The following is a 20,326-nucleotide window of genomic DNA, read 5'->3' as shown; positions in this document are numbered from 1 at the left end:
GAGTTAGACAGAACTCATGAATCAGGCGGGATAATTTTTGAATGTTTGTGCAACTTAGTTGTTGTTTATAAAACTATGTGTTGGCATCTCTATTTTGTTTAAAAGTCAGGACGACTTTCAAACCTGTTAATCGCTCTGAACTACTAAGTTGCATCGTAGCATCAATGGCTTGTAGGGCTGATTGCACAATGGAGAGGCCAAGTCCACTTCCTATAGCTTGATGCTGCGTTTCAACCAGTCGAACAAAGCGCTGCATAACATATTCATATTGCTCTTGTGCAATTCCACTACCACTATCATGAATTTCCACCTGACAATGCTCGTTTTCTGCACAGTATATTTTAATCAGAACCAGACTTTGTGCGGGGCTATATTTGATCGCATTATCAATCAAGTTAATCAAAATACTATCTACGGTATTGCGAGTTGCCCATATATTTAATTCTTCCGGCGGACTGTGAATGTCGACTTGTACATCCATATTTTTATGATGTGCCTTGGCAAGCAATTGACCGACATTACGACGCGTTGCGTCTACAAGATTCAATTTTTCGAGAGGTTCATGTTGTTGAACCTCTTGATGTGCCAAAGCCATTAACTGTTCAACTAAATGAGTCATTCGATCTAGGCTGTGTCTTAAGTCTTGCAAATTTTCATGATAGGTTGAGCTATTGCGTTGAGTTTTCATCAACAGTGAGCTTTGCAGATTCAAGGCAGTAAGCGGGGTTCTTAATTCATGTGCAGCGTTCGCAACAAAAAGTTGTTGTTGTTTTTGTGCGTTTTCAATCCTTTTAAATAAATAATTTAACTCATTGATCGCAGGGGTAAGTTCAACGGGTAAATCCTTAACATGAATCTCGGATAAATCATGATAATCCCGTTGTGCAAAAGTCACACTGAGTTCATCAATCGATCTTAAGTGATGGCGTATGAGTCGATAAACTGCATAAATCGCAAATGGCATGAAAAAAAGATAAGGAATAAGCATATTAAATGCCAGTTCCTCGGCCAGATGACGGCGGACTTTGATGAGCTGGCTAATTTGGATTTGCTTATCTGCAAGTGGTAATACATAAATCTTTAATTCACCCCGAGAGGTTTTATGTTTGGAGAAATGTGCTGAATTTGAATACGGCAAAATATAGTTATGATGCTGACTGATGTACTCAAGTTCATTTTTAGGAATAATGTCGATAAAGACATCGGTTTCATCATATTGTTTGTGAGGATCAAAGCTAGAAAGACGATTTGAAAGATTATTTTTATCCAGAAATTCTGCCATTTCCTGCATTTGGCGATCAATGACTTCCTGTGATTCTTCAAGAGCGATCCGATAGGCAGCTATACCAATGATAATCAGCAAAATAATACTAAAAATCGAGATGCTCCATGACATTCTCGAACTAAGTGGCAGGTCACGATAAATTTGCTTGAGTCTGTTGTAATTATTGTAAAAAGGGGGCATCTCAGCAGCTACCCTGAAACTTTTGGTGTATCTATACAATAACCCAGACCACGAACGGTACGAATAAAATCTTTGCCTAATTTATATCTAAGATTATGAATGTGTACTTCAATGGTATTACTGCTGATGTCAGTATCCCAGTTATAAAGTTTTTGTTCGAGCATTTGTCGGGAAAAAATCTGATTGGGATACATCATCATGGGTTCTAAAATTGCCCATTCTTTGGCTGAAAGTTCGATTTTCTTTTTTCCTTTTATGACCCGATGCGTATTTGGAAAAAGTTGAACATTGCCCACTTTAAAATGAATTTCTTCGAGTGAATTGTAGTTTCCACGCCGTAAAACAGATTCAATTCTGGCAATTAACTCATCAAAATCATAGGGTTTAACAATATAATCATCAGCCCCCAGTCGGAGTCCCTGAATCTTGTCACGACTTTGGTCACGCGCACTGATAATAATCACCCCCATCTTATTCATATCGACTTGTTTGCGAATATGTTTAAGGACTTCCAACCCTTCTAGTTCTGGCAATCCAAGATCTAACAGTACAATGTGATAAGTTTGACCGAACAAATAATCGAGGGCTTCTAAACCTGTTTTCGCCCAATCGATTTCAAATTTTTCGTGTTGAAACAACTGGTAGGTTGATTTGCCTACCATTAAGTCATCTTCGATATATAAAATACGAATCACTTTAAACACTACCTCCACATTGTGCGAGTAAATCGAGTTGGCGATTGAGTACTTTGGTTTGAATATTTAAAAAGCTCAATAAAGTTGGAAATAAATTATCCTGACTCACTGCATGATCCTTTTGTTTACTTAAACAATTCTGAATTTTTTGATGTTCTGGCCATTGTTGTGAAGTCCAAAATAGCATGGGAATATGAGTTTGTTCTTTAGGTGCCATAAAATAAGGCGTTCCATGCAAATATAAACCGCTTTCTCCAGTCGATTCACCATGATCAGATAAATAAATTAATCCAGTAGGCACACCTGTTTGTTGTAATACACGAATCGTACTGGCCACAATATGATCAGTATATAAGATCGTATTATCATAAGTATTAATCAATGACTGATGATCACAATTTTGAATATTATTGGTTTCACAAACAGGTAGAAATTTCTTAAATTCATCAGGATAACGCTTATAATAGGCTGGGCCATGACTCCCCATTTGATGTAATACAATGAGTTGATTTTGCTTCAAATGCTGAGTATCAAGTTGTTTTAAATAATCAGAAAGTGCTGCCAATAAAGCACCATCATGACATTCACCATTTCCACACCATTTCTTATAAGCAGGCTCATCTTTGGGCACGATATAATTTTTTATGCGATCACAAGTGCCTTTGCATCCAGAATTATTATCAATCCATGTAACTTGATAACCTGCTCTTTGAGCGATATCCAGTAAACCTTCACGGTGTGAGGCTAAAGCAGCGTCATAATTCTTGCGAGGCATACCAGAAAACATGCAGGGTACAGACACCGAGGTTTGTGTTCCACATGAGGATGCCTGATTAAAATTGACAATATCCAACTGACTGAGTTCAGGATTCGTCACTTTGGCATAGCCATTTAAACTAAAATTTTGCGCGCGCGCAGTTTCACCGACCACCAAAACCATAATTTTAGCGGGTTGTTGGATCGCATGATTGACTTGATGCGCATCTTCACCATAAGGTATTAAGGGTAGATTTTGTTCTTTTGTACTTTTATGTGCATAACTCCAACTACTCGACAAAATATTTAAAGGAGAAATTTGGGCTTTTAATTCACGATTTTCCCGAAAAATAGGCGCGTATTGACTATAGAATGAAAACAAACCAAGACCCATAATAAACAAAGCAATGATCAAGCTGATTGATTTATCAAGAACAAGGCTTCTAATACTCTGAATGGGTTTGATTTTTATATAAAATACAACGATTAATGGTAAAACAACGGTCTGAATGATCCACAATAAAAAGGGAACAGATAATAAATCAAATGCTTCATCGACATCTGTTTGCATGACATTCTGAATTTGATCAGGATTAATATTTACACCCAGTTGATTGACAAAATAAGATGAAAGTCCTGTCAATACAATTAAGACCACGGCAAGTGCTTTGGCTGAATGCTGCCAACTAAAAATCTGTAAGACAAAGAAATAAAATCCGCTTAAGATTAAAAAAGTCACAAAAATAAAAGAGTATTGAATAAATCCTGAAAAAGAACTGAAAGAACAAAGATGTTCATAGAAACCAATATTGGTGAAACTGGCCAACCAACTGGCGACCAGAATATTAAACATTCTTAGAGAGACGGAGATTCGTTTAAGCTTAAATAGAGTAGCCATACGCATAATTTCAGCTAATTGATGCAGATGCTCTATTTAAAACTGATAAGATTAAGAAATAATTAGATTAAATATAATTAAAAATCAATAACTAATATTAATTTACTTAATTCTTGTTATAAATTGAGAGGGCCTTTAAGTGATAAGACCAACGCATTTGCCATACTTTATACAACATAAAATCAATGAGCCATGACCACCAGAGTGCCCATAAGTTATGACTTAAAAAATGAGCACCACGTACCATTTGAACCGCACTCATCACTATACCCATGACCAAAGCGAATGCGAGTCCATATCGCGCCAGTTTGGGATAAAATGGACGATAAGCAAAATATAAAATGAGTAAAGAAAATCCAGCAGACGCATGACCGCCTGGGAAACACTTACCTCGCGAGCTTAAAGGTCTGAGCCAGTCGACATGTTCTTGATTGACTTGTAAGAGTGCCCAAGGGCAGGCATGTATTGATTGGGATTTGAGTAAACCGATTACTGCAACCGAAATCATCATTCCCAGTACCACAACGCCACTGATTGAACGCCACGGTGAGCTTGATTTTTCAATTGATAATTTCAGCCAGACAACAGCATGTATGATTGCAATCAAAATCACGAGATTTTTTAAAAATTCATGTCCAACTTTAACTAAAAACCAGCTTTCCCTTAAGTAATATCCCGAATGATCTACCCAAGGAAGACTGAGCATTTGATCTACTGACCCAGCAACAGGTATGAAAATTAGCATCAAGAGGGCAGTAGAGAACAATAAAATAAGATTTAAACAGTCAAATTTTTTTAAATGCAAAGCCACTTTTACCAGATCCAAAAGTATATCTACCTAAAGAATAAATAACCAAGATTAAGTGTTTATTAGGAATGAATTGATTTTTTCTAATTGATTTTTCAATGACTTATTGTGGTTTAAATCTAAGAAACACTTAATCTAAAATGAGTCTAATAAACGAAGTGATTTGGCTTTTATGACCGACTTATGTTTCTTTCCACTGTTAATCATCGTGTATTTTTATGGATCAATGCATCTGCTACACCAGCACCATTTTTATTAAAAGTGGCTATTTTTATCTCACATGATCTGATTGGTATTTATCTACTTTTATGTACCGTTTTATTGATTAAAGGGAATTCAAATTATAAAAAACCCTATTTACATAGTTTGCTGCTGGTTCTGATCGGTGTTTGTATTGCCACCATGATTGATCACTTTTATTATCATGCGAGACCATTTGCATTGGGATTAGGGCATTTGCTGATTGCTCATAAAGCAACAAATTCTTTTCCAAGTCATCATATGCTAACGATTAGCATATTGGCATTTTCTTTTTTATATCAAGGCTGCAAAAAACTAGGGGCTATTGCTATTCTGATTGCAGCTTTGGTTGGATGGTCACGTATTTATTTGGGGGTACATTTCCCTTTGGATATTGTTGGAGCAATGATTTTGGCATTTGTTCTTGTGAATTTTTATATGCGAAGCAGAAACATTTTAGTTTTCAAGATGAAACAAACGGCTTAACTTCAAAATAAAGTCAGCAAAGGATTTTGCTAGATAATATATGTTGTGATAAATATTTTAAATCACAAGACTTTTTCATAAGCCTCTTTTATTTCTGTTTGCGGGAGAAAAATGAAGAGGGTTTAAACAATGATCAAAGAAATCTAATATTTACCATTAAATTAAAAGCTCCCAACTTATCATTGGGAGCTTTACTTATTTATTTACTTTTTAATTCAACTAGAACTTTTCCGTCTTTATTTAAAAGTTCTAATTTTTTCTCAGAAACTTTATAGCTTGTAGTTTGCTCTAACGCATTAGAGAATTTTTCTGGAACATCTGTTGCAGATAAACAAGCCATTTGAGTTTTTGCTAACTGAGTGAAAGCAATCTGGGTACCTTTGACAGTGTATCCGCCCATTAGACGATTACAGCCATCAGAACCACTCAATGCACTATTATCAAACATTAGGGCAGCAACATTAGTCGTCTGAGCTGGATTAACTTTGTATTCTACGCCATTGATTTCAGTCACTAGCCACAGTTTATTTTGTAGCATTGCTAGATTTCGGTCGGTAGATGGATTGGACATTGTGGCACAACCAGTCATGGCTAATGCAGATACAATACCAGTCGTCATCATGATTTTTTTTAACATGTTTTTCTCCAATTCAATTTTATTCAGTTCGTAAAGATGAGTGATTTATTTTTGATAATGAACGTGGAACAAACCAACTTAGGCATTCTAAGATAAAAATATGCTTTTAATTCATTATTTTACTGTTTAAGTACAATTTTAGAATATTTAATAAGAATTGCTGCAAAAGCTCACAGTTTATTTCGTTTGTTTACATAAGTTGTGTCTTTAAATGAAAATATTAAAGAAAGGCAAAAGGGTATACTTCGATTCGGATTTTTATTGAGCATCATCACTGTTTTACATTGTAATTTTGTGTAAATGTTTTTCTTATTAAATTTTGGGTATCTCCTATGCGTCACTTTTATCTCGGCTTTTTAATTTGTGCTTTGCTTGGTCTGTTTTCCTGTATATTCTTGATTTTAGGAATTTTGAATATGGATAAGATTCTTCTTGGGGTGGGGTTACTGTGTATTATTGCAACATGGTTAGCCTACAAGGAATTTGATGTAGCATTCCATTTTCGTCAAAGAGACTAATAAAATAATTGAGTAAAACTTGATCGATTTGGCAATAAGTGCTATCTTAAAAATAAGGTATTCATATACTGCTTGGTCTATAAGAGTTCATTCTCGGCCAAGATAAACCAGATATGGTAACCTCGATTTGTAATTAGCTAACAACAAACAATATTTGAGGATATTCACTCAAGTTGTTTTGGTTCTAGAAAAGCCCGTAAAAACGGGCTTTTTAGTGGCTGTAAGATTATTTTTTTACAATTAAAACAGGCAATTCTGTATTTCCAAGTACATCTTGCGCAAAGCTACCCAAGAAGAATTTTTGGAATCCTTTACGGCCATGTGAACCCATCACAATCAAGTCAACTTTTAAGTCTTCCGCTGCTTGTAAAATACCTTCTGATGAGACTTCACCTTTGATAATTTGAGTCTCAATCTCAATACCTAATTCAGTTCCAATAGTTTCAGCTTTTGCCAGAGTTTCCTCTGCTTGTGCATGAGCTTCTACAAAGTAATCTTTCATTACAGGGGAAACATAATAAAAATCGACACCGCTAAATGGATCAACGGCCAATAAGCTGATTGCTGTAATTTTACTGTCAAATGCTTTTGCAATAGAAGCGGCTTGTTTAAGCGCAGCGAGAGAGATGTCAGAGCCGTCAACTGGAACTAAAATGTGTTCATATTTCATGATGTATTATTCCTATGTAAATCAATCATTGTTATAAATCTAAAGTGCAATCTCTGTTGAAATAGAAACTACGTATGCACCTTTAGTCTTCATCATAAAAATAAATGAAAACAACTACAAGGCGAATTACAAATCAGAAGGCATCTTTTGTGAGTTTAATGAATAAAGAAAATAAAATTGATGATTAAATTTACAATTGATGGTTTTTAATATTGATTGGGCATTATGATTTAAAAAATAAAGCAAAGTCGAAACTTTGCTTTATTTGAATCGGTAAATTAACTGATTAGTGGTGATGACCACCCGCGCCATGAACATGACCATGATCAAGTTCTTCTTGGGTTGCATCACGAATTTCAACGATTTCAACTTCAAAAGTTAAATCTTGACCAGCAAGTGGGAAGTTCGCATCAACGACAACATTATCGCCTTCAACTGCTTTAACAGTAACGATTTGCACGCCATCATCAGTTTGAGCTTGGAATTGCATACCTGGTTGAATGTTTTCAACACCTTGGAACATTTGAGCTGGTACTTCTTGTACAAGATCAGGATTATATTCGCCATAACCTTCAGCAGCAGGTACATTGACTGTAAATTTTTCACCTACAGTTTTACCAGCCAAGGCATTTTCTAAACCTGGGATAATATTACCTGCGCCGTGCAAATAGGCAAGTGGTTCACCTTGTGATTGGTCAAGAGTTTCACCCTCTGCATTAGTCAGCGTGTAGTGGAATGAAACCACGTGGTTATTTGCAATAGCAGTCATGTTATTTGATCCATTCAATCAATTTAAGTACACATGATAAAGTGAAAAACTGGTTTTGTAGATGAAAAATCGTAAAAAACCACAAGTTTTCACATTTAAACACTCATTTTTTCATTAATAAGGGCAATTTTCTCAATTTCAATGCAAAATTGAATTTTTTATACTGTAAATCTCGCCATTTAACTCTACAAAAAAGGTAGCTTAAAAGCTACCTTATCATCGACGAAATATTTTTAGTTCAGTGGGTAGAGTTTGACACTTCGATCATCATGACCAAATAGCGAAAACAAAGCTTTGAACCACATAAAGAATCGTTCAAAAATATTGGCTTCCTGAATTTGAACATTGTCATTAATTTGGATGCTTTGAATCAATTGATTATTTTGATAAACCTGAACCGTTGCAAGATGAACTGCTTTCATCAGCGGCGCAGTCAATTGTTTCTCGTTGAGCTCGACATTGACATGGGTTTTGGTGGTTTGTAAAGGCTCAATTGTGGTCATTATGCCGTTGGCGTAAGTGACATGTAAACGTTGAGTCTGCATATCAAACTGATTGAGATCAATCGGTTGTGATAAATCATATAATGATGTAGTGACTATTGTCGGTTGTTGAGTCTCAACCTTAAACATTTTTAAGGTAGATTTGACAACCGGCAGTTCAGCAATAAGCTGTTTATCTTTAATGACTTCTTCATCACGGGTATAAGCATAAGCCAGATTCATCAGTTTATGTGCAACTTCGGCTCGTTTTACTGCACTTTTAGTCCCCAAAACCACCACGATCAGACGACGCTCTGGTAAATCTGGATTCAGGGTTGGACGTTTTGCTGTCAGCGCAAGATTATAGCCCGCTGCTTTGGTAAAACCTGTTTTTAAACCATCCACACTTGGGTCATTTTTTAGTACCAAATTGGTTGCACGATGAAAGCGTTGGTTATAACTGAAACTGGGTAATTTTGAATAGCTTAAATAATCAGGAACTTCATTGACTAGTGCTTTGGCGAGTAAACCCAGATCATGTGAGGTCGAATAATGATCTGGCATGGTGACGCCAGCAGGGTTGGAGAAATGTGTATTCTGCATGCCCAAAGCTTGAGCTTCCTGATTCATGCGTTTCAAAAATGCAGGAACATTGCCTGAAATCCGTTCGGCCAAGGTCACCGCAGCATCATTGGCTGACATCACAATCAAACCTGCCAAAAGTTGATCAACAGAAATCTGTTCACCTTCTTTTAAATACATTTGAGATTCATCCCACTGAACCATTTTAACCACAGGAGTTGCAGTCAAAATTTCATCTTTACGTAGTTTGCCTGCCTTAATTTCTTTAAGGGCAATATAAGCCACCATCATCTTGGTTAAAGAGGCAGGGGCGCGTTGCGCATTGCTATTATATTCAGCAATGGTTTGCCCTGATTGTGCATCGATGATGCTCCATGCCTGCGCTTCGACACTTTCAGGTGCAATATTCAGGAGTTGTGCATTGGCAAGCGTGGTACAAAACAAACTCAATAGCGTAAAAAGTGAAAGGAAAAATCTCACGTGTTCACCTGCATGACCATCCTGTGGTGTGAAATGCTAAAAATAGTTGCATGCTATGCCTTTTTTTTCTTGGTGGCTAGTGACTTTTGTAGACAAATGCGACAACTACTCATGCGCTGTTAAAAAAATGTTAAGCTAGATGAAATTGATTGATTTGATATCCTGAAAATATGTTGCATTACCAAATTGAATTTGATGATTATCGCCAACACCTGATCCATGTCACTATGCGTTTTCTAGCCAATCCCAATCAGGAACTTTGGCTACCGACGTGGATTCCTGGAAGTTATTTGATTCGTGAATTTGCAAAACATATTGAATCGGTCAAAGCCTACGATGAAGCGGGACGATTATTGTCGATTCGAAAAGATCAGAAAAATAGATGGCAATTATTCAATACAGATCATGAACTGATTACAGTTGAGTATGATGTTTATGCTTATGATTTATCGGTTCGTGGTGCTTACGTCGACCAGACCCGTTTATACGTCAATCCTGCATGTGTCTGTCTTGGATTAAAAGATCAGGAACAATCAGCTTGTGAAGTCGAATTGTTCTTGCCAGAAGAACTGAAGCACTTCCAGCTTGCAACAGGTTTAACATCAAAAAGTTTAGTGAAAGGGCGTTTTACCTTAAAAGCAGAAAGTTATGATCAACTGATTGATAGTCCCTTTGAGTTGGCAGAGCAAACCCGATTTAGTTTTGAGGCAAATGCAATTGCGCATGAATTTGTGGTGTCTGGTCAGCATCAGACCAATGTTGAACGTTTAAAGTCTGATTTAACTAAAATTTGTGAAACCGAAATTGCAATTTTTGGTTCTGCGCCATTTAAAAATTATACTTTTATGACGATGGCAACGGGCAATAGTTATGGTGGATTAGAACACTGTAATAGCACCAGTTTGATTACACCACGCAATGATTTGCCTAAAGCCAATGAACCTGAAGAACCATCTGAAGATTATCAGCGTTTCTTGGGTTTATGTAGTCATGAGTATTTTCATTCGTGGCTGGTGAAATTTATACGTCCTGAAAATTTTGCTCAATATAATTTACATCAAGAATCTTATACCTCTTTACTGTGGATTTTTGAAGGTTTTACCTCGTATTACGATGACCTGATTTTGCTACGCAGTGGCGTGATTTCACAAACCTCTTATCTGAAATTATTGAAAGCACAGATGGATCGTTATCTGCAAAATTCAGGACGATTTATTCAATCTGTGTCTGAGTCGAGTTTTGACGCATGGATCAAGTTTTATCGTCAGGATGAAAACTCAAATAATGCAGGCACCAGTTATTACAACAAAGGCGCTTTAGTGGCTTTATGTTTGGATCTTGGATTACGCACTTATGACTCTAGTCTGGATGCATTATTGCGTCGCTTATATGAAAATACGCAAAATGGCATTCAGGTCAATGAGCGAACCATTTTTGATCTTTGCAAGGAATTGACAGGACAAGATTGGACAGAACGTTTAAGCTTCTTGATCAATACTACAGAAGAACTGCCAATCAATGAATTACTGCCATCGTTTGGATTAAGCTATGAGTTTAAACACGATAAAGCATTGCCTTTTGGTCTAAAACTGCAAGATAAACCAGAAGGTGTCCTGATTCAGCAAGCGAATCGTGCGGGAGAGGGTGCAAAAGCAGGTTTGTCTGCGCATGATGTGATTGTTGCGATTGATGGACTTAAGGCATCTGAAAAATTATTGGCGCAATATGCAAAACAACAGGGACAGTTCACCGTATTTGCATTCCGACGTGACGAGTTCATTCAGTTCACTGTAACTGGTGGAGAAATTCCATTACAAACTGTTGAATTTAAGATTGAAGATCAAGCCAAACTGGATTTATGGCTTAAATAGATCATGGGTATCTATAGGAAACGTATATCGTTTTTGATATTCCATTTAATAAAGCAATAAAGAGATATAAATGTAATGCGTGGTTTATATTTAATTACCAATGATGATCCGATCGAACTTTTATTGGAAAAATTAGAAGCAGCTTTGGCTACGGGTCAAGTGGAGATTTTACAGTATCGTCGTAAAAAAGTACCACCACTCAATCAACCCGCTGAGGTCGATGCAATTAAATGGCTCTGTGAGAAATATCAGGTACCTTTAATCATTAATGATGATTTGATTTTGGCCGCCCAGTTTAAGCTGGGTGTGCATTTAGGTCAGTCGGATGGTGAAATTACTGATGCCAAAGCCAGATTGGCACCCAATGCGATTATTGGTCGAACCTGTGCCAACTCGATTGAGCTGGCTGAACAAGCGATTATTGACGGTGCAACTTATGTGGCTTTCGGTGCAGTCTATGCAACGACGACCAAACCAGAGGCAGGTAATATTGGTTTGGAAACATTGAAACAGGCACGTTCAAAAGTCAATGTTCCGATCTGTGCCATAGGTGGTCTAACTGTTGAAAATTCCAAAGCAGTGATTGAAAGCGGTGCTGACTTGTGTGCTGTGATTAGTGATATATTAGGCCTTCCAGTTCCAGAGATTCCTGCGCGTGTTCATGCGTGGGCTGCGTTATTTGCAGAAGCCTGATCTAAAGAATCCATCGGTTTTTGATTAAAGCCTGATTCAAAGAAAAATGTTCTGCATTCTGATTTTTAACTGAATTTACAAGTATCGAGAGTATTCATGAGTTTATCTCCAAAACAAGTGCAATTATTTGAGCAAGCCAGTAAGCATATTCCTGGCGGTGTCAATTCTCCTGTTCGTGCCTTTAATGGCGTTGGTGGAACTCCGGTATTTATTAAAAAAGCCAAAGGCGCTTATCTCTGGGATGAAGATGATCAGCGTTATGTGGATTATGTCGGTTCTTGGGGCCCTATGATTTTGGGTCATGCGCATCCCGATATTATTCAGGCAGTCCAAAAAGCAGCTGAAGATGGTTTAAGCTTTGGTGCGCCAACTGTGTATGAAACCACATTAGCCGATATTATTTGCGACATCATGCCTTCTATTGAATTGGTACGTATGACCAATTCAGGGACAGAAGCGACTATGACCGCAATCCGTTTGGCACGTGGCTATACGGGACGTGACAAAATCGTGAAGTTTGAAGGCTGTTATCACGGGCATTCGGATTCATTACTGGTTAAAGCGGGTTCAGGTCTACTCACTAAAGGTGAGGGTGAGCCAACCTCTAAAGGTGTGCCTGCTGATTTTGCGAAACATACCTTAACCCTTCCGTATAACGATATTGCTGCATTAAAAGAATGTTTTGCCAAATTTGGACATGAAATTGCTGGTGTGATTGTAGAGCCAGTTGCAGGTAATATGAATCTGGTAAAACCGATCGATGGTTTTCTTCAAGCGATCCGTGATGTCTGTGATGAATACGGTGCTGTATTTATTATTGATGAAGTCATGACAGGGTTTCGCGTGGCTCTAGGCGGCGCGCAAGCGTATTATAAGGTCAAACCAGATTTGACCACTTTAGGTAAAATTATTGGTGCAGGTCTTCCTGTCGGTGCATTTGGCGGTAAACGTGAAATTATGGAGTGTATCGCACCCTTAGGTGGCGTATATCAGGCAGGAACTTTGTCAGGAAATCCGTTGGCAATGCGCGCAGGTATTGAAATGTTTAAGCATTTGCGCCAGCCAGATTTCTATACGAACCTGAATGTAAAACTTGAAAAATTGCTTGCAGGTTTACAAGCAGCGGCAGATGACGCGGGTATTCCATTTAAAACTCAACAAGCAGGGGCTATGTTTGGTTTGTACTTTACCGATCAAGACGACATTACCAGTTTCGATTCTATGCTTGCGTGTGACACTGAAGCTTTCAAAAAGTTTTTTCATGGCATGTTGGATCGTGGAGTAAATTTTGCACCTTCAGCGTTTGAAGCAGGATTCATCTCAGCTGCGCATAGTGATGAGGACATAGAATTTACGATTCAAGCTGCAAAAGACACATTTCAATCGATGAAATAATGACACTAAGGCCCGTTTGACGGGCTTTTTTAATGGAGCATAACCATGAAAACTAAACACTATTTGACGTTGGCTGATGCTGAAATTTTAATGAATCGTGCTGTTGAGTTATCGATTGAGCGCAGTTTCAATATGAGCATTTCGATTGTTGATGAAGCAGGTGCTTTGTTGATCATGAAACGCATGGATGGCGCAACGCCATTGACGGCTCATTTGAGTTTGGAAAAAGCGAAATGTTCAGCCCTAAGTCGTCGTCCATCCAAATTTTATGAAGATATTATTCGTAATGGTCAAATGGGCTTTTTAACGCTTGAAAGTGTAACGGGTATGCTTGAAGGCGGTGAGCCGATTATTTATGAAGGGCAATTGATCGGGGCGATTGGAGTTTCTGGTGCTAAATCTTTTGAAGATGCTGAAATCGCACAGACAGCAATCCACGATTTCTTTCAGCAAATTTCATAAATACTGAATATAACTGTCTTTATTATATGAAAACTCAATGCTGACACCCAGCTTAAATAAAAACTTTAGGAAAAATGCTGTTTTTGCATTGTATTTCTGCCTTAAGATTTTTATTATTGCCCGCTGATTTAAAAATCACTTCCGGAATAGATTTTGAGTAATTTTCTAAGCGATCACCTGATTCATCGTGATGACGATTTTATAGTCGTTCATAAACCAGCAGGCATACTTAGTGTTCCAGGAAAAGGCGATTTACATGATAGTGTCTTAACGCGATTAGTCGCAGAAGAGCCACGTACCTTACTGATTCATCGTCTGGATCGTGATACTTCTGGTATTTTGGTATTTGCTTTATCAAAAGCTGCGCAAACTCATATTTCAAAGCAGTTTCAGGCGCGTGAAACTGATAAAATCTATCAGGCAGTGGTCGCGGGCAATTTGACAGGTGAAGGTTCGGTTGATATTCCAGTGATCTATGATCCTGAACGTCCGCCGTTGCATATTGTGGATCCAGCACATCATAAACCTGCATTAACGCACTGGAAGGTCATTGAACATCTTGAATGGCAAGGTCAGTCTGTAACGCGAGTACAACTGACTCCAATTACAGGTCGTTCGCATCAATTACGTGTGCACATGCAATATTTAGGTCATCCGATTGTGGGTGATACTTTATATGCAGATGAAAAATATCAGCAACTTATGCCTCGCTTGTGCTTACATGCGATGAGCTTGAGTTTTCATCATCCTAAAACGGGAGAGCTATTGACATTTCATTGTCCTGTTCCGTTTTAGCGTCAAAACTTTTTTAACAATCGTGAAAAGCTCATTTTTTTTAATGAGCTTTGTGTCAAAATATGTGCTTAAAGACTACACAAAATGACTGACATTTAATCAAATGAACAGCGTAAAATGTGTGGTGCAAATTTGAGATAAAGGTGGAAAAATTGCAGCAGTTTGCTATTGGTCAACGTTGGTTATCAGATACGGAAACTGAACTCGGCTTGGGTGTTTTAATTGATGTTGATGAACGTTCAATCAGCATTTTATTCCCAAAAAGTGATGAAACTCGTGTCTATGCACGCAACAATGCACCTTTATCGCGTATTATTTTTAATATCAATGATGAAGTGCAGGATCAAGAAGGCAGTAAGTGGCTGGTTGAATCCATCGAAGATCGTCATGGGGTGTTACGCTACAATGTTGTACGTATTCTAGAAAGTGGTGAACAAGAGCGCAAAGCACTGAATGAAACCCGTATTGGCGCTCAAATTCAGTTATCTAAACCAGTAGATCGCTTGCTAGCAAGTCAAGTCGATTATAAGGAATGGTACGATTTACGCATAGAAGCGTTGATCATGCAGGCACAAATGCAAACCAGTCCTTTGCGGGGTTTAATTGGTGCACGTGTTGGCTTAATTCCACATCAGCTTTATATTGCACATGAAGTCGGTCAACGTTTTGCACCGCGTGTACTGCTTGCAGATGAGGTGGGTTTGGGGAAAACCATCGAAGCAGGCTTGATCATTCACCAACAACTCAAAACGGGTCGTTCAGAACGTATTCTGATTTTAGTTCCTGATTCTTTACAGTATCAATGGATGATTGAAATGCGTCGTCGTTTCAATCTGCATTTTTCTTTATTTGATTTGACGCGTACTGCGTCGATGAAAGAACATGATCCAGACTTAAATCCATTTTCGACTGAACAATGCATTATTGCTAGCGTTGACTTGATGATTGACCATGAAGATTTGCGTGAGCAGGCGCTTGAAGCAGGTTTTGACTTGCTTGTGGTCGATGAAGCACATCATTTGATGTGGAGTGAAGAAGAAGGCGGTAATGACCGTTACGATCTGGTCGAAGAATTTGCTCAGCAAACTGCGGGTGTGCTGCTACTCACTGCAACGCCTGAGCAACTGGGTGTCGAAAGTCACTTTGCCCGTTTACGTTTACTCGATCCGCAACGTTTTAGTCGTCTGGATCGCTTTTTGGATGAAGAAGAGCAATATCAGCAAACTGCGAAAGTTGCTGAAGTACTGATGTCAGATGAAGCATTAACAGAAGAGCATTTAACTGCGCTTGAAGGTTTATTGGGTCATCGTATTGATGATCAACCTGAACAGCGTTATCAAGCCATTCAGGAATTATTGGATCGTCATGGAACGGGTCGTATCTTGTTCCGTAATACCCGTGAAGCGATTCAGGGTTTCCCAGGACGTGATTGTCAGCCTGCCGCTTTGCCAGCACCCGCAGATTGGTCGATGGATGGTAAGTTGCGTGAGCAAATGTGGCCCGAAGAAGGTCAACTGGATGGTGCGTGGATGGAAACAGATCCACGCGTCGCATGGCTCATGGAAATTTTGCGTAAAGATTTAAAACACAAAAAAGTGTTATTGATCGCGCGTAGTGGGCCTGTGGTTGAAGCACTGGAAAATGCATTGCGTTTACACGCAGGTATTCGTACCGCGATGTTCCATGAAGGGATGAGCTTACTGGAACGTGATCAGGCTGCCGCATACTTTGCGGAAGATAGCTATGGGGCGCAGATTTTGCTCTGCTCTGAAATTGGTTCTGAAGGTCGTAATTTCCAGTTCGCCAGTGATTTGATTTTATTCGATCTACCTGCAAATCCTGATGTGTTAGAGCAACGTATTGGTCGTCTCGATCGAATTGGTCAGGAAAATCGTATTCAGATTCATGTACCTTATTTAATTGGAACTGCGCAAGAACGTATGTTCCGTTGGTACAACGAAGCATTGAATATTTTTGGTAGCATTTCGCCAACTGCGCAAACGTTACAAGAAAATTTTATTGTCGATCTAAAAGAATGCTTACTGGCTGATCTTGGGCAACGATTTGAAGATTTACTTGAAGAAGTCAATGTTCAGCGTCAGGCATTGGAAGCTGAGTTACAAGCGGGTCGTGATCGTTTGCTGGAGTACAATTCTTGTCGTCCTGTCGTTGCACAACAGATTGTAGAAGCACTTGAAGATTATGATGACAATACCACGCTGCCGATGTTTATGAAGCGATTTATGTCATCGACCAATATCGATTTTGATGAGCAAAGTAATGGTACGGTCATTATCAAACCAACCGATCAAATGCAGGTACAGGGTTTAACCTTGGATGAAGAAGGCATGACCGCGACGTTCTATCGTGATCAGGCGCAAATTCGTGAAGATGCGCAATACCTGACATTGGAACATCCGTTTGTGGAAAGTGTCATGGAGTTGATCAATACCCAAGCCTTTGGTAGTACCAATGTGGCGGTATTAAAGTCTAATGCACTTAAACAAGGTTCAGTACTGATTGAAGTCTGGTTCAAAGTAGATGTGGTTGCCCCTAAAGCTCTTAACCTTCCGTCAAGCTTACCAAAACAGTTGATTCGTGTATTGCTCAGTGAAACGGGTCAGGATTTGTCTGAAAAGATTGATCCAGCGATTTTGAAGCCTTATTTGCATCATCTGGATGGTAATAGCTGCCGTCAGGTCGTGAAAGCGCGTCGTGAAGTCATTGAACAACGCTATACTCAGGCACTCGATATTGCAAAAACGTCTTTACCGAGCTTGATTGAACAAGCCAAACAACATTATGGTCAAAAATGGCAATATGAAATTGAACGTTTAAGCTATTTAAAACAGTTCAATCCAAGTATTCGTCCAGATGAAATTGAACGTCTGCAAAAATTGCAAAAAGAAGGTTTAAATTTACTGGATGGATTAGCTGTGACCCCTGAAGCCATTCAAGTAATGGTCGTAGTAAAACCATAAATTTTTGAATCAGTTAAAAATACAAAAGGAGGAATTGATTCCTCCTTTTGTAATTTAAAAGCGTATAGCGTCAAGATTTAGATTAAGCCGTCTTGTCCTGATCGATATTGGCTTCAAGGAACCATAAATATTGATCCAGATCCTCTAGAGCTGCATGAATAATATCCTCAGAAATTGGATCTTCAATTTCATCAATCGTATCGCGTAAATGATTTGCTACAATCGCATAACGATCAGCGAGTTCTTTTAAGTGATCCTGCACATCGTGAATTTCAACTGGATAAGCTTTCAAATGTGAAGTGTTACTTACGGCTTGAGTCGTCCCCAATGCAGTTCCACCAATCTGAACTGCGCGCTCAGCAACATTATCCAAGTGCGTGATGAGCGAAGCTCTAAAGGTATCCAACATTTCATGTACGGCAATAAAATTGCTGCCACGCATATTCCAGTGGGCTTGTTTGGTCAGCAATGAAAGATCAATCAGATTCGCAAGAATTTGATTTAAAATTTTAACCGTAGCTTCTTTGACTGACGCATCTAAATTATTTCGTGTATAAACTTTTAATACTTTTGACGTTGCTTTACTCATAATAACCCCGTATTGAGATGATATTAACCAATTAAAATTGGTCTGACTTAATGTTGTATTTTTAAGCTATCACAATATCTAATTGAGAATTGTTTTTATTATTCAAGTTTTGTATCAGAATTTTTTATTTGACTTTTATTTGTAAAGTCAAAGAATTAGCGTATTTTGGATTCATCCAGATGGCGTGCGCCTTCTAAGATCATACGAATCATAATCATGGTTTGTTCAGCCACTTCTTCACGCTGTTCATGAGGTAAATCAATGACTTTTGCCCCCATATTAAACACCAATTGAGTAATGGCTTTGGCAACAAGGTCTGGATGAAAAAGTTTGCTACGGTTTAGTCGTTCTAGACGAATTAAATCTTCTTGCAATTCTTGTTGAAAGAAAATGAGTTGACGTTCTACGGCTTCTTTATAGGATTTGGAACCAGTAAAGCCTTCACGCAGTAATAAGCTTAAATTGCCTTCATCGGTATCAAGCTGCTGAATAAATACTTCGACTGAACTGCGAATGATGCTGTTTTGCTTAGACGCTTGTAATCGAGATTCGCGTATAATTTGACGCAATACAATTCCTGAACGATCAATCAGTGCAATTGCCAGTTCATCAATGTCCTTAAAATGGCGATAAAAACTATTCGGGGCAATACCAGCTTCGCGTGCAACTTCTCTTAAACTTAAAGATGCGATACTTTTTTCTGGTCCAATCAAGTTTAACGCGGCTTCAAACAATTCTTCTTTGGTAATGGTTGCTTTACGACCTACAGTACGGCTAGGTGTTTTCTGATCAAATTCAGGGGTGTCAGAATGAGAAGCAAGCGTTGAAGAAAGGGAAGAAGCGGTCATATTTTTCAATACATTGTCGGTATTGAATCATTATAACCATAGAGCTAGGCCGTTGGGAAATGTAAATAAAAGTACAAGTGTATATACAAGTTTATATACATGTGTATAATAATTAAAAAGCAACCTAGAGTGGCATTACTATGCAAGCAATTCAAAAGAGTCCTTCACTCTTTCGTACATTGACACAATCAGTGTTCGATCCGCATGCAGCTGATTTTTGGCTACAAAAAGTTAATCCAATTTGGTCGACATCACGTGCTTTGGCGCAAATTATAGAAAAAAAACAAGTTGCAAAAGATACGATCAGTTTAACTTTGCAAACCAATCGCCATGTGAAGTTGGGCAAAGCAGGCCAGCATCATCCAGTGAAAGTTAAAATAGATGGCCGTTTATATGAGCGTAGCTATAGCTTAACGGAGCGCGATGGCGATCTGATTTTGACGGTAAAAAAAATTGCTGATGGTAAAGTCAGTACTTGGTTACAAGAGCAAAGCCAAATGGGTGATATTGTCGAACTTGGTCAGCCCTTTGGTGATATGCAACTAGATGATCAACAAAATGTGGTCTTACTGGCTGCGGGGAGTGGTATTACTCCAATGTATAGCCTGATCGAACAACTGAAACGTAATCAGCAATTGACTCAAGTCCAAGTCAAACTTTTATATTGGGTTAAACATCGTGATGAAGCCGCTTTTGTCTCAGAGTTTGAACAACTTACAGAGCAATATCCACAATTTGAGTACAAAATTTTTAGTACGCAAGATGCGCAACATGATGGCCGTTTAAATGTAACGCATTTGGCTGCAATCGAAAATTTGGAAAATACGACCGTCTATGCTTGTGGACCATCAGGTTTTGTACAAACCGCAGAAGAATTGTCTGGTCATGCTCAATGCTTTATGAGTGAAGCATTTAGTTTGACTCAAATCTCTGACAATGACACAGGCTTTGTCAATGTCACTTTAAGCCGTTCCAATAAAACAGTTGCCATTCCTAAAGGACAATCCATTTTGGCTGGACTTGAACAGGCCAATATCAAACCTACTTACGGCTGCCGCATGGGCGTCTGTCATAAGTGTGTCTGCCAAAAGACGCAAGGCACTACTCAAGATTTGCTCAATGCCAGTGAAAATAGCGAACCAAAAAATCACATTAAAATCTGTGTTAGTTCAGCCAAGTCTGATCTTGTGATCGACCTTTAAAGAG

General features: G+C 38.4%; 18 protein-coding genes. 8 read left to right on the top strand and 10 right to left on the bottom strand.

Features of this window, described 5'->3' with window-relative positions:
• Positions 1–73: 73 nt before the first annotated feature.
• From F944_RS06530 to F944_RS06515, 4 genes are all read right to left on the bottom strand, one after another.
• Positions 74–1,465, bottom strand: coding sequence for a sensor histidine kinase (locus F944_RS06530; protein ID WP_004988437.1), 1,392 nt, complete (start codon positions 1,463–1,465; stop codon positions 74–76).
• Positions 1,466–1,473: 8 nt separating this feature from the next.
• A complete protein-coding gene (locus tag F944_RS06525) occupies positions 1,474–2,160 on the bottom strand; it encodes a response regulator transcription factor (protein WP_004988436.1) in 687 nt (228 codons plus the stop codon).
• 1 nt (position 2,161) lies between these two features.
• On the bottom strand, positions 2,162–3,820 hold the full coding sequence (locus F944_RS06520) for a phosphoethanolamine transferase (RefSeq protein WP_004988431.1): 1,659 nt from the start codon (positions 3,818–3,820) through the stop codon (positions 2,162–2,164).
• A gap of 100 nt (positions 3,821–3,920) precedes the next feature.
• Complete coding sequence (locus F944_RS06515; RefSeq protein WP_227613853.1) at positions 3,921–4,520, bottom strand: phosphatase PAP2 family protein; 600 nt, start codon at positions 4,518–4,520, stop codon at positions 3,921–3,923.
• 285 nt (positions 4,521–4,805) lie between these two features.
• On the opposite strand from F944_RS06515, the gene F944_RS06510 reads away from it, so the two are divergent.
• Entirely contained in the window at positions 4,806–5,348 is a 543-nt protein-coding gene (locus F944_RS06510; RefSeq protein WP_004988427.1) for an undecaprenyl-diphosphatase, read from the top strand.
• Positions 5,349–5,547: 199 nt separating this feature from the next.
• Here the strand turns inward: F944_RS06510 and F944_RS06505 are convergent, their stop codons facing one another.
• From F944_RS06505 to F944_RS06490, 4 genes are all read right to left on the bottom strand, one after another.
• Positions 5,548–5,985, bottom strand: a complete 438-nt coding sequence (locus tag F944_RS06505; RefSeq protein ID WP_004988425.1) for an META domain-containing protein — start codon at positions 5,983–5,985, stop codon at positions 5,548–5,550.
• A gap of 744 nt (positions 5,986–6,729) precedes the next feature.
• Positions 6,730–7,173 (bottom strand): universal stress protein, encoded by a 444-nt coding sequence (locus F944_RS06500; protein ID WP_004988418.1) that lies wholly within the window; start codon positions 7,171–7,173, stop codon positions 6,730–6,732.
• A 286-nt stretch (positions 7,174–7,459) separates the two neighbouring features.
• Complete coding sequence (locus F944_RS06495) at positions 7,460–7,942, bottom strand: FKBP-type peptidyl-prolyl cis-trans isomerase (RefSeq protein ID WP_004988415.1); 483 nt, start codon at positions 7,940–7,942, stop codon at positions 7,460–7,462.
• 233 nt (positions 7,943–8,175) lie between these two features.
• On the bottom strand, positions 8,176–9,486 hold the full coding sequence (locus F944_RS06490) for a D-alanyl-D-alanine carboxypeptidase PBP6B (RefSeq protein ID WP_004988412.1): 1,311 nt from the start codon (positions 9,484–9,486) through the stop codon (positions 8,176–8,178).
• Positions 9,487–9,656: 170 nt separating this feature from the next.
• Between F944_RS06490 and F944_RS06485 the strand changes: the two genes are divergently transcribed.
• From F944_RS06485 to rapA, 6 genes are all read left to right on the top strand, one after another.
• Positions 9,657–11,357 carry a M61 family metallopeptidase gene (locus F944_RS06485; RefSeq protein ID WP_004988409.1) on the top strand — a complete coding sequence of 567 codons (1,701 nt, stop codon included), beginning with the start codon at positions 9,657–9,659 and terminating at the stop codon, positions 11,355–11,357.
• Positions 11,358–11,432: 75 nt separating this feature from the next.
• Positions 11,433–12,050 carry a thiamine phosphate synthase gene (gene thiE / locus F944_RS06480; protein WP_004988407.1) on the top strand — a complete coding sequence of 206 codons (618 nt, stop codon included), beginning with the start codon at positions 11,433–11,435 and terminating at the stop codon, positions 12,048–12,050.
• A gap of 96 nt (positions 12,051–12,146) precedes the next feature.
• Positions 12,147–13,445 (top strand): glutamate-1-semialdehyde 2,1-aminomutase, encoded by a 1,299-nt coding sequence (gene hemL, locus F944_RS06475; protein ID WP_004988404.1) that lies wholly within the window; start codon positions 12,147–12,149, stop codon positions 13,443–13,445.
• Positions 13,446–13,490: 45 nt separating this feature from the next.
• Complete coding sequence (locus F944_RS06470; RefSeq protein ID WP_004988402.1) at positions 13,491–13,907, top strand: GlcG/HbpS family heme-binding protein; 417 nt, start codon at positions 13,491–13,493, stop codon at positions 13,905–13,907.
• A gap of 153 nt (positions 13,908–14,060) precedes the next feature.
• Positions 14,061–14,702 carry an RluA family pseudouridine synthase gene (locus F944_RS06465; RefSeq protein WP_004988398.1) on the top strand — a complete coding sequence of 214 codons (642 nt, stop codon included), beginning with the start codon at positions 14,061–14,063 and terminating at the stop codon, positions 14,700–14,702.
• Positions 14,703–14,845: 143 nt separating this feature from the next.
• Positions 14,846–17,683: an RNA polymerase-associated protein RapA gene (rapA, locus tag F944_RS06460; protein WP_004988396.1), complete on the top strand. Its 2,838-nt coding sequence runs from the start codon at positions 14,846–14,848 to the stop codon at positions 17,681–17,683.
• An 82-nt stretch (positions 17,684–17,765) separates the two neighbouring features.
• Here the strand turns inward: rapA and dps are convergent, their stop codons facing one another.
• On the bottom strand, positions 17,766–18,272 hold the full coding sequence (dps, locus tag F944_RS06455) for a DNA starvation/stationary phase protection protein Dps (protein ID WP_004988395.1): 507 nt from the start codon (positions 18,270–18,272) through the stop codon (positions 17,766–17,768).
• Positions 18,273–18,427: 155 nt separating this feature from the next.
• Positions 18,428–19,120, bottom strand: coding sequence for an HTH-type transcriptional repressor FabR (fabR, locus tag F944_RS06450; RefSeq protein ID WP_004988391.1), 693 nt, complete (start codon positions 19,118–19,120; stop codon positions 18,428–18,430).
• Positions 19,121–19,260: 140 nt separating this feature from the next.
• On the opposite strand from fabR, the gene F944_RS06445 reads away from it, so the two are divergent.
• Positions 19,261–20,322 (top strand): ferredoxin reductase, encoded by a 1,062-nt coding sequence (locus F944_RS06445; RefSeq protein ID WP_004988390.1) that lies wholly within the window; start codon positions 19,261–19,263, stop codon positions 20,320–20,322.
• Positions 20,323–20,326 lie beyond the last annotated feature (4 nt).

The sequence above is a fragment of the Acinetobacter ursingii DSM 16037 = CIP 107286 genome, assembly GCF_000368825.1.
Lineage (GTDB): Bacteria > Pseudomonadota > Gammaproteobacteria > Pseudomonadales > Moraxellaceae > Acinetobacter > Acinetobacter ursingii.
The sequence above is the reverse complement of the archived record's forward strand: the minus strand, read 5'-3'. Positions and strand labels throughout refer to the sequence as shown.

What these genes read in the sequence shown, in the direction of transcription:
- F944_RS06530 (WP_004988437.1), bottom strand. Translation starts at nt 1,465, where the DNA reads ATGCCCCCTTTTTACAATAATTACAACAGACTCAAGCAAATTTATCGT.
- F944_RS06520 (WP_004988431.1), bottom strand. Translation starts at nt 3,820, where the DNA reads ATGCGTATGGCTACTCTATTTAAGCTTAAACGAATCTCCGTCTCTCTA.
- F944_RS06515 (WP_227613853.1), bottom strand. Translation starts at nt 4,520, where the DNA reads ATGCTCAGTCTTCCTTGGGTAGATCATTCGGGATATTACTTAAGGGAA.
- F944_RS06510 (WP_004988427.1), top strand. Translation starts at nt 4,806, where the DNA reads ATGTTTCTTTCCACTGTTAATCATCGTGTATTTTTATGGATCAATGCA.
- F944_RS06505 (WP_004988425.1), bottom strand. Translation starts at nt 5,985, where the DNA reads ATGTTAAAAAAAATCATGATGACGACTGGTATTGTATCTGCATTAGCC.
- F944_RS06500 (WP_004988418.1), bottom strand. Translation starts at nt 7,173, where the DNA reads ATGAAATATGAACACATTTTAGTTCCAGTTGACGGCTCTGACATCTCT.
- F944_RS06495 (WP_004988415.1), bottom strand. Translation starts at nt 7,942, where the DNA reads ATGACTGCTATTGCAAATAACCACGTGGTTTCATTCCACTACACGCTG.
- F944_RS06485 (WP_004988409.1), top strand. Translation starts at nt 9,657, where the DNA reads ATGTTGCATTACCAAATTGAATTTGATGATTATCGCCAACACCTGATC.
- thiE (WP_004988407.1), top strand. Translation starts at nt 11,433, where the DNA reads ATGCGTGGTTTATATTTAATTACCAATGATGATCCGATCGAACTTTTA.
- hemL (WP_004988404.1), top strand. Translation starts at nt 12,147, where the DNA reads ATGAGTTTATCTCCAAAACAAGTGCAATTATTTGAGCAAGCCAGTAAG.
- F944_RS06470 (WP_004988402.1), top strand. Translation starts at nt 13,491, where the DNA reads ATGAAAACTAAACACTATTTGACGTTGGCTGATGCTGAAATTTTAATG.
- dps (WP_004988395.1), bottom strand. Translation starts at nt 18,272, where the DNA reads ATGAGTAAAGCAACGTCAAAAGTATTAAAAGTTTATACACGAAATAAT.
- fabR (WP_004988391.1), bottom strand. Translation starts at nt 19,120, where the DNA reads ATGACCGCTTCTTCCCTTTCTTCAACGCTTGCTTCTCATTCTGACACC.
- F944_RS06445 (WP_004988390.1), top strand. Translation starts at nt 19,261, where the DNA reads ATGCAAGCAATTCAAAAGAGTCCTTCACTCTTTCGTACATTGACACAA.